Raw genomic sequence first — 12,855 nt, 5'->3', positions numbered from 1 at the left:
CGCCGAGGGGGAGGCGCACGTGATCCGCAACGCCGGGGGCGTCGGCGCGCAGCACCGCCCGCCGGGCCGCCACCTTCAGCTGGGTCACCGTCCTGCCCTCGGCGCCGCCCAGCAGCCGGGCCTCGACCTCCGCGCGGGCCTCCTCGGTCACCGGCCCGACGATCTCGGCCATCGCCCGCGCGTGGTCCCAGCCGATCACCCCGGCCTCCAACGCGGCCAGCGTCGCCGGCAGCCGCTCGGTCAGCGTCACCGACTCCGCCAGCAGCCCGGCCGCGGCACGCGACGACAGGCCGAAGGCGACCATCACCTCATCGACGGCCCACTCGCTCACCGCCGTCAACGCTTCCGCTCGGGCCGCCCGCGACGCGACCGCCGCCGCCCCCACCTCCTCATCGGACCGGTCCAGCACGACCGCCGGCCGAGACCTGGCGAACGCGGCCAACGACCGGGCCTGCACCGCCGCCAGCCGACGCTGCTCCGCCTGCGCCGCCCTCGCCGCGGCCAGATGACCCGCACCGGCCTCCAGCAGCCCGCGGAAAACCGTCAGCCCCGGGAACCGGTCGTCGTGCTCCGCCGGAGGCGCTACCCGGCCGTCCGGTCCGATCCTGAGCACCCGCGCACGACTGCCGAAGACCCCGTCGACCAGGGCGCGCATGTGCTCGATGGCGGCCTCGGGAAGGGCCGCGTCTCGGGTGGAATCGGAGTCGAACACGTGTTCGATCATATGGAAAGGAGGGGGCCTCTGACCAGCCGAAACGGGCCTGTGGATAGAAGGGTCGGCTGTGGACAAGCAGCGACAAGGAGCGTGCGAAGCGTGGTCAGATCGGGGCGACCGCGGACCACCGCACGGTGACCTCACCGTGCCGCCACCGGCGGGCCGAACCGACCAACGGCCAGCCCTGGTTCCCGAGGGTCTCGACGGTGGCGACCCATCGCTGCCGCGGCCCGAAGGTGGACAACCCCGCGGCCGCCGCCCAGGCCGCATCGAACGCTCGGAGGAACTCGTGGACCGGCTGTCCTGGAACGTTGTGGTGGATCAGTGCCTTCGGCAACCGTTCGGCCAGGTCCGAGGGGGTGTCGATGTCGGACACCCGGGTCGCGAACGTGAGGGTGAGGGGTCCGTCGGAGTCCAGGGCGACCCACGCCGAACGCCGTCCCCACTCGTCGCAGGTGCCTTCGACGATCACCCCACCCGGGCAGAGAGCGGCCTGCATGGTGTCCCAGGCCTGGGCCGCCGAGGCCTCGTCGTACTGGCGCAGCACGTTGAACGCCCGCACGAGCACCGGCTGCAGGCCGGCGAGCTCGAAGCCCCCGACGCGGAAGTCGACCCGGGGCGGATCCCGGTCGGCGGCGACGGCAGCCACGCGGGCCGGGTCGATCTCGAGCCCGACGACCTCGAGGCGATCTACCTCCGGGGTGAGCCGGTCGACGAGTTCGAGCGTCGTGACGGCGGACGATCCGTAACCCAGGTCGACCACGAGGGGCCGGGCGGAGTCGCGGAGGCGCGGGAGCTGTGTGGCGAGGAGCCAGCGGTCCACCCGGCGCAACCGGTTGGCGTTGGTGGTGCCGCGGGTGGGCAGTCCCAGCGCCCGGGCCCGGCCGGCCGCCAGTCGAGGGGCCCTCCGCTGTGGGGGCGGGGACAGATATGCCCGGCGCTTGTGGTCGCTCCTGGGCTCCTTCACCGGTCCGGAGGGTAGTCCCGGTTAGCGTTGCGTCGTGCAGGTTCTCCGCGCGGTCCCGCTGGCCGGCCTCACCACGCTCGGCGTCGGTGGCGTCGCTGAGCGCGTCATCGAGGTGGAGGACGCCGCGGAGCTGGTGACCGCCGTCCGCGAGGCCGACGAGGCGGGCCGCCCGTTGCTGCTGCTCGGCGGCGGGTCCAACGTGATCGCTCCCGACGACGGCTGGGACGGCGATGTCGTCGCCGTCCGGACCTGGGGCATCGAGCGCTCCGGAGGCGAACTCCTCGTGCAGGCCGGCGAGCCGTGGGACGAGCTCGTCGCCTACGCCGTCCACCACCAGCTCGCCGGCATCGAGGCGCTGTCGGGAATCCCGGGCTCGACCGGCGCCACGCCGGTGCAGAACGTCGGCGCCTACGGCCAGGAGGTCGCCCAGACGATCACCGCCGTCCGCGTCTACGACCGCGCCGAGAAGAGCGATCGCACCCTTACGCCGGCCGAGTGCGGCTTTGCCTATCGCGACAGCCGGCTCAAGCGCGAGGCAGGCCGCTTCGTCGTCCTCGAGGTCACGTTCCTCCTCGACGAGAGCCCGGCCTCGCGTCCGGTCGCCTACGCCGAACTGGCGAAGAAGCTGGGTGTGCAGATCGGCGACACTGCCCCGCTGGCCGACGTCCGGGCCGCGGTCATCGAGTTGCGCCGCGGGAAGGGCATGGTCCTCGACCCGGCCGACCCCGACAGCCGCAGCGCCGGCTCGTTCTTCACCAACCCGATCGTTCCCGCCGCCCAGTCGGTCGACGGTTGCCCGAGCTGGCCCGCCGGCGACGGGCAGGTGAAGCTCAGCGCCGCCTGGCTCGTTCAGTCCGCCGGGTTCGGCCGCGGCACGAGGGACGGGCACGTAGGGACGTCGTCACGTCACAGCCTCGCCCTGACGACGGAACCCGGCGCGACGGCCACGGAACTGCTCGCCTTCGCCGATCGCGTCGTCCAGTCGGTCCGCGATCAGTTCGGCGTCACCCTCGAGCGCGAGCCCACCGCGGTGTGACCCTGTCGTGCCGAGTGGGCCCCGGAGGGGTTCGCGCAGGCGCGACTCGGGGGCTCAGTGGGGGTCGGGACGGCTCGTGGCCGCGGTGTCGTCCGGAGGACGGCGGTCAACCTTGTGCTGGGCGGCCTGGGCGAGGGGTCGCACGACCATCAGGTCGATGTTCACGTGGGGCGGGCGGGTGACCGTCCAGGCGATGCAGTCGGCGACATCGTCGGCCACGAGCGGCTCGCGCACCCCGCGGTAGACGGCGTCGGCAGCCGCGGCCGAGCCGAGCCGGTTCAGTGAGAACTCCTCCGTGCGCACCATCCCGGGCGCGATCTCGACGACCCGCACCGGCTCCCCGTTCAGCTCCAGCCGCAGCGTCTCGGCCAGCGTGTGCACCCCGTGCTTCGCGGCCGTGTACGACGCCCCGCCCTCGTAGCTGACCAGCGCCGCCGTCGAGCTCACGAACACGACGTCCCCGCCGCCGGACGCCCGGAGCGCCGGCAGCAGCGCCTTGGTCAGCCGCACGGTGCCGAGCACGTTCACCTCATAGCTTCGCGTCCACGAGTCGAGGTCGGCGGCCGCGACCGGCAGGGCGTCGAAGGCTCCGCCCGCGTTGTTCACCAGCACGTCGACCCGGTCCAGCGCCGCCGCGAAGGCCTCCACGGAGGCTGCGTCGGTGACGTCCAGCGGCAAAGCCCGCCCCCCGATGGACGACGCCAGCTCGCTCAGCCGGTCGAGGCGGCGGGCCCCCAGGACGACGTCGAAACCGTCGGCGGCCAACCGTGTCGCAGTGGCCGCCCCGATCCCGCTGGAGGCCCCGGTGACGACGGCGGTGCGGCCGGCGCCCGGGAGCGGACGACGGTCGGGGGAGTGGGAAGGATCGGTACCGGGCATGAACACCATCCTGGCGCTGTTGCAGGATGAACAGTCGACAGGGGCCGGTCAGGCCCCCACCACCGGACTACTCGAGCGGGAGGTTGCACGTGCCCGCTCGTCGTTTCTCCCGCCCGGGCCCGCCCCGGCGGGTGGCGACCCTGTCGGTGCACACCAGCCCGCTCGACCAGCCCGGCGCCGGCGACGCCGGGGGCATGAACGTCTACATCGTCGAGGTGTCCCGCCGCCTGGCCGCCCGCGGCATCGCCGTCGACATCTTCACGCGCGCCACCTCCAGCGGCCTCCCGCCCGTGGTCGAGATGAGCCCGGGCGTCACGGTCCGCCACGTCAGCGCCGGCCCCTTCGAGGGCCTCGGCAAGGAGGAGCTCCCCGCCCAGCTGTGCGCGTTCACCGCCGCGGTGCTGCGCGAGGAGGCCCAGCACGAGCCCGGCTACTACGACGTCGTCCACTCCCACTACTGGCTGTCGGGCCAGGTCGGCTGGCTGGCCCGCGACCGGTGGAGCGTGCCGCTGATCCACACCGCGCACACCCTCGCCAAGGTCAAGAACGAGGCGCTGGCCGACGGCGACCGGCCCGAGCCGCGCGCCCGGGTCATCGGCGAGGAGCAGGTCGTGGCCGAGGCCGACCGGCTGATCGCCAACACCGACGAGGAGGCCCGCCAGCTCGTCCGCCTCTATGGCGCCGACCCGGCCCGCACGCTCGTCGTCCCGCCCGGCGTCGACCTCGACCGCTTCTGTCCCGGCGACCGCGCCGCGGCCCGCCGTGCGGTCGGCATGCCCGAGGACGCCCTCGTGCTGCTCTTCGTCGGCCGCATCCAGCCGCTCAAGGCGCCGGACGTCCTGCTGCACGCCGCCGCGCAGCTGCTCGCCGACGACCCGGAGCTCCGCGACCGGCTCCGCGTCCACGTCGTGGGTGCCCCCAGCGGCTCCGGCCTCGAGGCTCCCGAGCAGCTCCAGAAGCTCGCGGGATCGCTCGGCATCGCCGACGTCGTCACCTTCTTCCCGCCGCAGCCGCCGGAGCGGCTCGCCGACCACTACCGCGCAGCCGACGTCGCCGTCGTCCCCAGTCACAACGAGTCCTTCGGTCTGGTCGCGCTCGAGGCGCAGGCCTGCGGCACCCCGGTCGTCGCGGCCGCCGTCGGCGGCCTGCGCACCGCCGTCCGGGACGGCGTCTCCGGGGTCCTCGTCGAGGGTCACGACCCCCGCAACTACGCCGCCGCCGTCCGGGCTGTCCTGGGACGACGCGAGCTCCTCAGCGCCGGCGCCCGCCGGCATGCGGCGCTGTTCTCCTGGGACCGCACCGCCGACTCGCTGATCGCGGCCTACACCTCCGCCGCCGAGGACATGGCCGGCGCCGCCCGCCCCGTCCGTGCCCGCGCCCTCGGCCCGCTGCGCGCCCTCCCCGGCATCCAGGTCGCCCGATGAGCGAGCAGGTCGTCGCGCAGCTCGACGCCGTCATCGAGCAGGCGCTGCGGGACGGTGACCTGGTGCACGACCACCCGGCCCCGGGCCGCTGGCTGGTCGACCTCCCCGGCACCAAGAAGCTCAAGACCGTCTGCGGCCTCATCGTCGGGGAGCACGCACTGCGGGTCGAGGCCTTCGTCTGCCGCCAGCCCGACGAGAACCGCGAGCAGCTGTGGACCTTCCTGCTGCAGCACAACGCCCGCATGTACGGCGTCGCGTACTCCGTCGACAGCGTCGGCGACATCTACCTGACCGGCCGCCTCCCGCACGCCTCGGTCACGCCCGAGGAGATCGACCGCGTCCTGGGTGCCGTCCTCAGCTACGCCGACGACCACTTCAACGCGATGCTCGAGATCGGCTTCGGCACCTCGATCCGGCGCGAGTGGGACTGGCGGGTCAAGCGCGGGGAATCGCTGCGCAACCTGGAGGCCTTCGCCGCCTTCGCCGATCCGTCGAACCGGCCCGAGCAGCAGTGACCGCGACGGACCGCACGTCACCGGCGACCACGGCGGACGACGAGCGGCCCGGTTACGCCCGGCGGTGGTGGGTCCTCGCCACCATGACCGTGTGCCTGCTCGTGGTGATCACGGGCAACACGATCCTCAACGTCGCGATCCCCACCCTGCAGCGCGAGCTGCAGGCCACCCAGGGGGAGCTGCAGTGGGCGGTCGACGCCTACATCCTGGTGTTCGCCGGGCTGCTCTTCTCCTGGGGCGTCATCGGCGACCGCGTCGGCCGCAGGCGGGTGCTGCTGATCGGGCTGAGCATCTTCGCCGTCGGCTCGGTCTTCGCCGCCTTCAGCAACAGCCCGATCGAGCTGATCGGCTGGCGTGCGGTCATGGGCATCGGGGGCGCAGCCGTCCAGCCGACGACGCTCGCGGTCATCACCAACGTCTTCCCCCCGCGCGAGCGCGGCCGCGCCATCGGCGTCTGGGCCGGCACGGCGGGGATCGCCGTCGCGGGCGGGCCGCTCGCCGGCGGCGCGGTGCTCGAGCACTTCTGGTGGGGGTCGGTCTTCCTCGTCGGCGTCCCGGTCGCCGTCGTGGGCTTCATTGCCGTCCTGGCATTCGTCCCCGAGTCCAAGGACCCGTCGCCCGGACGACTGGACGTGCCCGGCGTCCTGCTGTCCATCGTGGCGCTGGCCGGCCTCGTCTACGGGATCATCCGCGGCGGCTCCGGCGCCGGCTGGTCGACGCCCGGCGTCCTGATTCCGCTCGTCGGCGGCGTGCTGCTGCTGGGGCTCTTCGTCTGGCTCCAGCGGCGTTCCACCCATCCGGCGCTCGACGTCAGCCTGTTCCGCAACCCCGCCTTCTCCGCGGCGGCCGGTGCGCTCGGGCTGAACTTCTTCGCCCTCCTCGGGGCGACGTTCTACCTCGTCTACTACCTGCAGGGCGTGCGCGGCTACACCCCCTTGCAGAGCGGCGCCGCCCTCATCCCGGTCGCCCTGGGCATGGCCCTGATGGCACCGCGCAGCTCCGGTCTGGCCGAGCGCTACGGCGCCAAGGCGGTCTGTGCCACCGGGTTCGCGCTGATCGCCGCGTCCTTCCTGGGGATCCAGCTGCTCGACCTCACCTCGCCGGTCTGGCTGCTGCTCGTCGTCCTGTCCGTGCAGGGCCTGGGCATGGGCATGGTGATGGCGCCGGCCACGGAGTCGATCATGTCCGTGGTGCCGCGGGAGAAGGCCGGCGCGGGTGCCGCGGTGAACAACTCCGTCCGGCAGGTCGGCGGCGCACTGGGCGTGGCGATCCTCGGCTCGGTCCTGGCCGCCTCCTACGCCGCGCACCTCGGGTCGGCGGTGAACGTCCTGCCCGCCGAGGCCCGCGAGAGCGCCGGGCAGTCGATCGTGGCGACCCTCGAGGTGGTCCGGCAGGTGGAGGCCGAAGGCGACGAGGACGCCGCCCGCGCCGCTGCGGCACTCGTCGAGCCGGCCCGCGAGGCGTTCGTCTCGGCCATGCACGTCACCGCGGTGTTCACCGCCGTCGCCGCGGTCGTGGCCGCGTTCGTCGTCCTGATGTGGCTGCCCGGCAAGCGACACCGGGACGCCGCCGGCCCGCCCTGACCGCGGTGGCGTCGGTCACGGAGTGACCCGATGGTGTCAATGTCGTCATTGACGGTCACGTTCCGTAGGGGACACTCTGAAGGTGAGTGCAGCGGGACTCCCCCGTGCCACAGAAGGGAGACCCCGTGCCGGACGAGCGCCGTGCGTACCTGACCGGCCGCCGGGATCCCTTCGCACCACTGCTCGAGAACCCTCTCGCTGAGCTGTTCCGGCAGCACACCGCCGCGGGCGTGGCCACGCAGGCGGTCCCGACCGGTGGGGCCCCGCAGGCGGTCACGCTCTACGACGACGGCCGCCACCGGATCAACCTCGGCAGCAACAACTACCTCGGCCTCGCCGGCGACCCGCGGGTCATCGAGGCGGCCGCAGAGGCGGCGCGCCAGTTCGGCACCAGCACCTCCGGCAGCCGCGTGCTCAACGGCACGACCCGGCTGCACCTCGCGCTGGAGGAGGAGCTCGCCGACCACTACGGCACCGAGGCGGCCGTGCTGACCTCCTCGGGGATCAACGCCAACCTCGCGCTGCTGTCCACGGTCGGCCATCCCGGCGACGTCCTGCTGGTCGACGCCCACGCCCACGCGAGCGTGCACGCGGGTGCCGCCGCCAGCCGGGCCACCGTGAGCCGGTTCCGGCACAACGACCTCGGCTCGCTCACCCAGCGGCTCGAGGGCATCGAACCTCGCGCGGGCGCGGTCATCGTCGTCGACGGCGTCTACTCGATGACCGGCGAGATGGCTCCCCTCGCCGAGATCGCCGTCCTCTGCGACCGGTACGGGGCCCGGCTGGTGGTCGACGAGGCCCACGGGCTCGGGGTCCTGGGTGCCGAGGGCCGGGGTGCGGTCGAGCAGGCCGGCGTCCTCGACCGCGTCGACGCCGTCACGGTGGCGTTCAGCAAGTCCCTCGCGAGCGTCGGCGGTGCCGTGATGACCTCCCGCGCCGCGGCCGACGGCATCCGCGCCTCGGCGCTGCCCTACGTCTTCAGCGCCGCGAACGATCCGGCCTCAGTGGGTGCCGCGCTCGCCGCGCTGCGGCTGCTGCGCAGCGAGCCCGAGCGGATGACGCGCACCCGCGAGAACGGTGCGCTGCTGCGCCGCGCACTCGGGGAGGCGGGCACGGCGCCGCTGCCGGGCCGGGGAGCGGTCATCGCCGTCCCCACCGGCGAGGAGGAGGTCACCGCGGCCGCCTGGAAGATCGCGTTCGACGCGGGCGTCTACTGCAACGCCGTCGCCTATCCGGCGGTGCCCCGCGGACGCGGCGTGCTCCGCCTCTCGGTCATGGCCACCCACACCGGCGAGCAGCTGCAGCGGGCAGCGGAGGTCGTCGGCGCCGCGGTGCACCAGGCGCGGGCGATGGTCGAGGGCGGCCCCACGGAGGCGTCGGCCGCCGTCGCCTGACCGGCGGTCCGTCCGTGGCGCGATTAGCGTGGACGGCGATGGTGGAGCGCAGATCCGAGCCCGAACGCCGGGCGCGGGCCCTCATGGGCGTGGTCGCCGCCTCGGCGCTGGCCTATCCGCTGGTGGTCTGCGCCGTCGAACTCGTCTTCGCGCAACTGCTCACCGTCGACGTGGTCGCGGTGGTCGGCTGGCTGGCGCTCGCGCTCGTCTGCAGCGTCGCCTTCGTCGCCGCGGTCCGCTGGGGGGCCGCCCGCCGGATCCTGAGCCCGTGGCTGCTGCTCGGCATCGCCCCGCCGGCCCTCTACGAGCTGTGGCTGACCTGGCCGCTGCTCACGGCGTGACCGCGTCGGGCAGGATGACCGCCGTGACCACCGCCACCCCTCCAGCGACCCTCGTGCTGCTCCGCCACGGCGAGAGCGAGTGGAACAAGGCCAACCTCTTCACCGGCTGGGTGGACGTCCCCCTGTCGGAGAAGGGCCGGGCGGAGGCCGCGCGCGGGGGTCAGCTCCTGGTCGAGCACGACCTGCTCCCTGACGTGCTGCACACCTCGCTGCTCAAGCGGGCCATCAGCACCGCGGAGCTGGCGCTGGCCGAGGCCGACCGGCAGTGGCTGCCGGTCCGCCGGTCGTGGCGGCTCAACGAGCGGCACTACGGCGCGCTGCAGGGCAAGGACAAGGCCGCCACCCTCGCCGAGTACGGCGAGGAGCAGTTCATGACGTGGCGCCGCTCGTACGACACCCCGCCGCCGCCGATCGAGCCCGGCAGCGAGTTCGCCCAGGACGGCGACGCGCGCTACGCATTCCTGCCGACCGAGGCGCGCCCGGCGACCGAGTGCCTCAAAGACGTCGTCGTCCGGATGCTGCCGTACTGGTACGACGCGATCGTTCCCGACCTGCGCAGCGGCGCGACCGTCCTCGTGGCCGCGCACGGCAACAGCCTCCGCGCGCTGGTGAAGCACCTCGACGGCATGGGGGACGACGAGGTCGTGGGGCTGAACATCCCGACCGGGGTGCCCCTGCGCTACGACCTGGACGACGACCTGCGGCCGATCAAGGCCGGCGGGCAGTACCTCGACCCCGACGCCGCCGCAGCCGCGATCGAGGCCGTCAAGAACCAGGGCAAGAAGTAGCGGACCGACTCAGGGCTGCTGGATCGCCCGGACGGCGACGGTGTTGTCCCGTTCGCCCGTCACGAGGTAGACGACGCGTCGGGCGACGCTGACTGCGTGGTCGGCGAACCGCTCGTAGTAGCGGCCCAGCAGCGTGACGTCGATCGCCGTCTCGACGCCGTAGGGCCAGCTGTCGGAGAGCAGCTCCCGGAACAGGCCGCGGTGGATCCGGTCCATCGCGTCGTCGTCGGTCTCAAGCTCCCGGGCCGCCTCGACGTTCCGGGTGGCGATCACCGTGCCCGCCTTGGCCACGAGCATCTCGGCGACGTGGCCGGCCTCGAGGAACGCCGGGCGCACCTCCTGGGGAACGGCGTGCTCGGGGAACCGCATGCGCGCGACCTTGGCGATGTGCTCGGCGAGATCGCCCATGCGCTCCAGGTCGCTGGCGATCCGCGTGGCGACGACGATCGTGCGCAGGTCGGTGGCCACGGGCTGCTGGCGGGCCAGCAGGGTGAAGCAGCGCTGGTCGATGCTCTCGCGGGTGGCGTCGATCTGCTCGTCGCCCGCGATGACCAGGTCGGCCAGGGCCACGTCGGCGTCCAGCAGTGCCGTCGTCGCGGTGCTCATCTGCGAGCCCACGCTGTTGGCCATCTCGACCAGGCAGCCCCGGATGTCCTCGAGCTCCTCGAAATAGCTCTCGCGCATGTTGTCGTCCTCCCGTTGAGCGTCGTACCGAGGGTAGGACCGCTGCGCCCTTCGTTCCTATTCCTCCGGTGAACGGCCGCCCACGCCGAGGTGAACACTGACCCGTCCGGGCGGCACAACCCCCCGGATCGGGTCGAAGATGGCTTCGGCCGACCTAGCATCGGGTCGTGAGTCCGCTGGTCGCCCTGGTGATCGGCCTCCTCCTCGGCGGGGTGGTGGCCGCCACGGTCATCCTCCGTTTCCGCCACGATCCCGCCGCCGGTCCGGACGTGGCCGTCGTCGCGCTGCCCGAGGCCGCCCTCGCCCGGCGGCTCTTGGACCTGATGGACCCCGCCGTCGTCTTCGTGGACGTCGACGACGCGGTGCTGCTGGCCAACCCGGCCGCCCGGGCCATGGGGATCGTGCGCGGCACCCGTCTGCTCGTCCCGGAGCTGCTCACGCTCGCCCGGACCGTGCGCTCCGGCGGCAGTCGCCGGCTCGACGTCCGCCTCCCCGGCGACCTGGTGGGCTCCGGGCCCCGGCTGATGGGCGTGCACGGCGTCCGGCTGCACAGCGGCACCGCGCCGCCGCCAGGACCGGTCGCCCTCGTGCTGCAGGACATCACCGAGACCCGCCGCACCGAGGCGGTGCGCAGGGACTTCGTCGCCAACGTCGGCCACGAGCTCAAGACACCGGTCGGCGCGCTCGCCCTGCTGGCCGAGGCGATCGAGCAGGCCGCCGACGACCCCGAGGCCGTCCAGCGGTTCGCCGGCCGGATCGCCCACGAGGCCGACCGGCTGAGCCGACTGGTGCGCGAGCTCATCGACCTGTCCCGCCTGCAGGGTGGCGAGCCGTTGCCCGAGCTGGTCCCGGTGGACGTCGACCGTGTGGTGGCCGAGGCCGTGGACCGGACCCGTACGGCCGCCCGGGCCAAGGATCTCGAGATCGCCGTCGGCGGCGAGTCGGGGCTCGTGGTGCGGGGAGTGGAGAGCCAGCTCGCCACCGCGGTGACCAACCTGCTGGCCAACGCCGTCGCGTACAGCGCGGGAGCGAACCGGATCGCCGTCGCCGCCCGCGCCCGGTCGGGGTTCGCCGAGATCGCCGTGACCGACAGCGGCATCGGCATCCCGCGCCAGGACCGCCAGCGGGTGTTCGAGCGCTTCTACCGGGTCGACCAGTCCCGGGCCAGCAGCACCGGGGGTACGGGCCTCGGCCTGGCCATCGTCAAGCACGTCGCCAGCAACCACGGCGGCGCGGTGTCGGTCTGGAGCGAGGAAGGCCTCGGCTCCACGTTCACGCTGCGCATCCCGCTGGATGCGGCGAGTACCCCCGCCGTCGAAGCTTCGAAGGGAACCTCATGACCCGAGTGCTGGTGGTGGAGGACGAGGAGTCCTTCTCCGACGCGTTGTCCTACATGCTGCGCCGCGAGGGCTTCGAGGCCGTCGTGGCCGGCAGCGGCCCGGACGCGCTCGCGGAGTTCGACCGCGGCGGCGCCGACATCGTCCTGCTCGACCTGATGCTGCCCGGCCTGCCGGGCACCGAGGTCTGCCGGGCGCTGCGCAGCCGCAGCAACGTCCCGATCATCATGCTGACGGCCAAGGACGGCGAGATCGACAAGGTCGTGGGCCTGGAGCTCGGCGCCGACGACTACGTCACGAAGCCCTACTCCGCCCGTGAGCTGGTCGCCCGCATCCGGGCCGTGCTGCGCCGCCGAGGGGACGCCGCCGAGACGCCACCGGCGGTCGGCGTCCTCGAGGCGGGGCCGGTCCGGATGGACGTCGAGCGGCACGTCGTGGCCGTGGACGGCGAACCGGTCGCCCTGCCGCTGAAGGAGTTCGACCTGCTCGAGTACCTGCTGCGCAACTCCGGCCGGGTGCTCACCCGCGGCCAGCTCATCGACCGGGTGTGGGGAGCGGACTACGTCGGCGACACCAAGACCCTCGACGTCCACGTCAAGCGGCTGCGGGGCAAGCTCGAACCGGACCCCGCGAATCCGAAGTACCTGCTGACAGTCCGCGGGCTCGGCTACAAGCTGGAAGCCTGACGGCCCCCTGCAGGGTCCCGCCGCGAGCGTGCGAGCGTTGGGGGGCAGGGGGTCCTCTTACTAGTTCTTCAGGTCGTCGATCTTCTGCGACGCCTCGGCCTTCGTGAGGTCGTCAGGCACCTCTTCCTCGGTGCCGCGGGACAGCGTCTCGAGGTAGCTCTTCTGGGCACCCGTGGCCGGCTCGTCGCCGGTGACCCAGTCCGACGGGTCCTTCTCGGTGGTGGGGTCGGTGGTCGGCTGCGATTCGCTCATGTGTTCGATCCTAGGCGGCGACGAGTTCCTTCGCCTGGGGAGCCGGAGCGGGAACGGGGTCGAGCTTCGCGCCGGTCCGGTAGACGTGCGCGCCGCCGCACGCCGGGCACTCGACGTGCATCGCGATGTGGGTGAGGTGGTTGACGACCGATCGGATCCGCCGGTCTGCGACCAGCTCGTCGGTCCTCGTCACGGGGCAGGTGATCAGCAACATGGACAGAGCCTGCTCGCGCCCGGACGCGGATACGAGTGGC

At 73.1% G+C, this 12,855-nt stretch carries 14 protein-coding genes and 1 pseudogene; 9 read left to right on the top strand and 6 right to left on the bottom strand.

Features of this window, described 5'->3' with window-relative positions; genetic code table 11:
• A pseudogene (locus tag E4P38_RS21730) lies at positions 1–712 on the bottom strand (13E12 repeat family protein); the annotation flags it as partial.
• 106 nt (positions 713–818) lie between these two features.
• A complete protein-coding gene (locus tag E4P38_RS21725) occupies positions 819–1,682 on the bottom strand; it encodes a class I SAM-dependent methyltransferase (protein ID WP_135134078.1) in 864 nt (287 codons plus the stop codon).
• A 34-nt stretch (positions 1,683–1,716) separates the two neighbouring features.
• Between E4P38_RS21725 and E4P38_RS21720 the strand changes: the two genes are divergently transcribed.
• Positions 1,717–2,718 (top strand): UDP-N-acetylmuramate dehydrogenase, encoded by a 1,002-nt coding sequence (locus tag E4P38_RS21720; protein ID WP_135134077.1) that lies wholly within the window; start codon positions 1,717–1,719, stop codon positions 2,716–2,718.
• A 54-nt stretch (positions 2,719–2,772) separates the two neighbouring features.
• Here E4P38_RS21720 and E4P38_RS21715 read toward each other — a convergent pair whose 3' ends face one another.
• The gene (locus tag E4P38_RS21715; protein ID WP_135134076.1) at positions 2,773–3,597 is read right to left on the bottom strand and encodes an SDR family oxidoreductase; all 825 of its coding nucleotides are present in this window, start codon (positions 3,595–3,597) and stop codon (positions 2,773–2,775) included.
• Positions 3,598–3,686: 89 nt separating this feature from the next.
• Here E4P38_RS21715 and mshA point away from each other — a divergent pair, with 89 nt between their 5' ends.
• The 6 genes from mshA to E4P38_RS21685 all read left to right on the top strand — a co-directional run bounded on the left by mshA (position 3,687) and on the right by E4P38_RS21685 (position 9,642).
• Positions 3,687–5,021 carry a D-inositol-3-phosphate glycosyltransferase gene (gene mshA / locus E4P38_RS21710; protein ID WP_245161218.1) on the top strand — a complete coding sequence of 445 codons (1,335 nt, stop codon included), beginning with the start codon at positions 3,687–3,689 and terminating at the stop codon, positions 5,019–5,021.
• Positions 5,018–5,536, top strand: coding sequence for a YbjN domain-containing protein (locus E4P38_RS21705; protein WP_135134074.1), 519 nt, complete (start codon positions 5,018–5,020; stop codon positions 5,534–5,536). Before mshA ends, E4P38_RS21705 begins: the two co-directional genes overlap by 4 nt.
• On the top strand, positions 5,533–7,119 hold the full coding sequence (locus tag E4P38_RS21700; protein WP_135134073.1) for an MFS transporter: 1,587 nt from the start codon (positions 5,533–5,535) through the stop codon (positions 7,117–7,119). Before E4P38_RS21705 ends, E4P38_RS21700 begins: the two co-directional genes overlap by 4 nt.
• Before the next feature lie 125 nt (positions 7,120–7,244).
• Entirely contained in the window at positions 7,245–8,513 is a 1,269-nt protein-coding gene (locus tag E4P38_RS21695; protein WP_167760664.1) for an aminotransferase class I/II-fold pyridoxal phosphate-dependent enzyme, read from the top strand.
• A gap of 38 nt (positions 8,514–8,551) precedes the next feature.
• Positions 8,552–8,854, top strand: coding sequence for a hypothetical protein (locus tag E4P38_RS21690; protein WP_135134071.1), 303 nt, complete (start codon positions 8,552–8,554; stop codon positions 8,852–8,854).
• 23 nt (positions 8,855–8,877) lie between these two features.
• Entirely contained in the window at positions 8,878–9,642 is a 765-nt protein-coding gene (locus E4P38_RS21685; protein ID WP_245161217.1) for a phosphoglyceromutase, read from the top strand.
• Between the two features lie 9 nt (positions 9,643–9,651).
• Here E4P38_RS21685 and phoU read toward each other — a convergent pair whose 3' ends face one another.
• A complete protein-coding gene (gene phoU, locus E4P38_RS21680) occupies positions 9,652–10,326 on the bottom strand; it encodes a phosphate signaling complex protein PhoU (protein WP_135134069.1) in 675 nt (224 codons plus the stop codon).
• A gap of 167 nt (positions 10,327–10,493) precedes the next feature.
• Here phoU and E4P38_RS21675 point away from each other — a divergent pair, with 167 nt between their 5' ends.
• Together E4P38_RS21675 and E4P38_RS21670 are read left to right on the top strand one after the other, a co-directional pair.
• Positions 10,494–11,666 carry an ATP-binding protein gene (locus E4P38_RS21675; protein ID WP_135134068.1) on the top strand — a complete coding sequence of 391 codons (1,173 nt, stop codon included), beginning with the start codon at positions 10,494–10,496 and terminating at the stop codon, positions 11,664–11,666.
• A complete protein-coding gene (locus E4P38_RS21670) occupies positions 11,663–12,349 on the top strand; it encodes a response regulator transcription factor (RefSeq protein ID WP_135134067.1) in 687 nt (228 codons plus the stop codon). The genes E4P38_RS21675 and E4P38_RS21670 overlap by 4 nt, the downstream gene beginning before the upstream one ends.
• Positions 12,350–12,409: 60 nt before the next feature.
• On the opposite strand, the gene E4P38_RS21665 is transcribed toward E4P38_RS21670, so the two are convergent.
• Both E4P38_RS21665 and E4P38_RS21660 read right to left on the bottom strand, forming a co-directional pair.
• A complete protein-coding gene (locus E4P38_RS21665; RefSeq protein ID WP_135134066.1) occupies positions 12,410–12,601 on the bottom strand; it encodes a DUF3072 domain-containing protein in 192 nt (63 codons plus the stop codon).
• A 10-nt stretch (positions 12,602–12,611) separates the two neighbouring features.
• Positions 12,612–12,815: a hypothetical protein gene (locus E4P38_RS21660; protein WP_135134065.1), complete on the bottom strand. Its 204-nt coding sequence runs from the start codon at positions 12,813–12,815 to the stop codon at positions 12,612–12,614.
• Positions 12,816–12,855 lie beyond the last annotated feature (40 nt).

The sequence above is a fragment of the Blastococcus sp. CT_GayMR16 genome, from assembly GCF_004570875.1.
Classification (GTDB): Bacteria; Actinomycetota; Actinomycetes; order Mycobacteriales; family Geodermatophilaceae; genus Blastococcus_B.
The sequence above is the reverse complement of the archived record's forward strand: the minus strand, read 5'-3'. Positions and strand labels throughout refer to the sequence as shown.

Coding starts and splice junctions, on each gene's coding strand:
- phoU (WP_135134069.1), bottom strand. CDS start 10,326: ATGCGCGAGAGCTATTTCGAGGAGCTCGAGGACATCCGGGGCTGCCTG.
- E4P38_RS21690 (WP_135134071.1), top strand. CDS start 8,552: ATGGTGGAGCGCAGATCCGAGCCCGAACGCCGGGCGCGGGCCCTCATG.
- E4P38_RS21660 (WP_135134065.1), bottom strand. CDS start 12,815: ATGTTGCTGATCACCTGCCCCGTGACGAGGACCGACGAGCTGGTCGCA.
- E4P38_RS21670 (WP_135134067.1), top strand. CDS start 11,663: ATGACCCGAGTGCTGGTGGTGGAGGACGAGGAGTCCTTCTCCGACGCG.
- E4P38_RS21705 (WP_135134074.1), top strand. CDS start 5,018: ATGAGCGAGCAGGTCGTCGCGCAGCTCGACGCCGTCATCGAGCAGGCG.
- E4P38_RS21665 (WP_135134066.1), bottom strand. CDS start 12,601: ATGAGCGAATCGCAGCCGACCACCGACCCCACCACCGAGAAGGACCCG.
- E4P38_RS21715 (WP_135134076.1), bottom strand. CDS start 3,597: ATGCCCGGTACCGATCCTTCCCACTCCCCCGACCGTCGTCCGCTCCCG.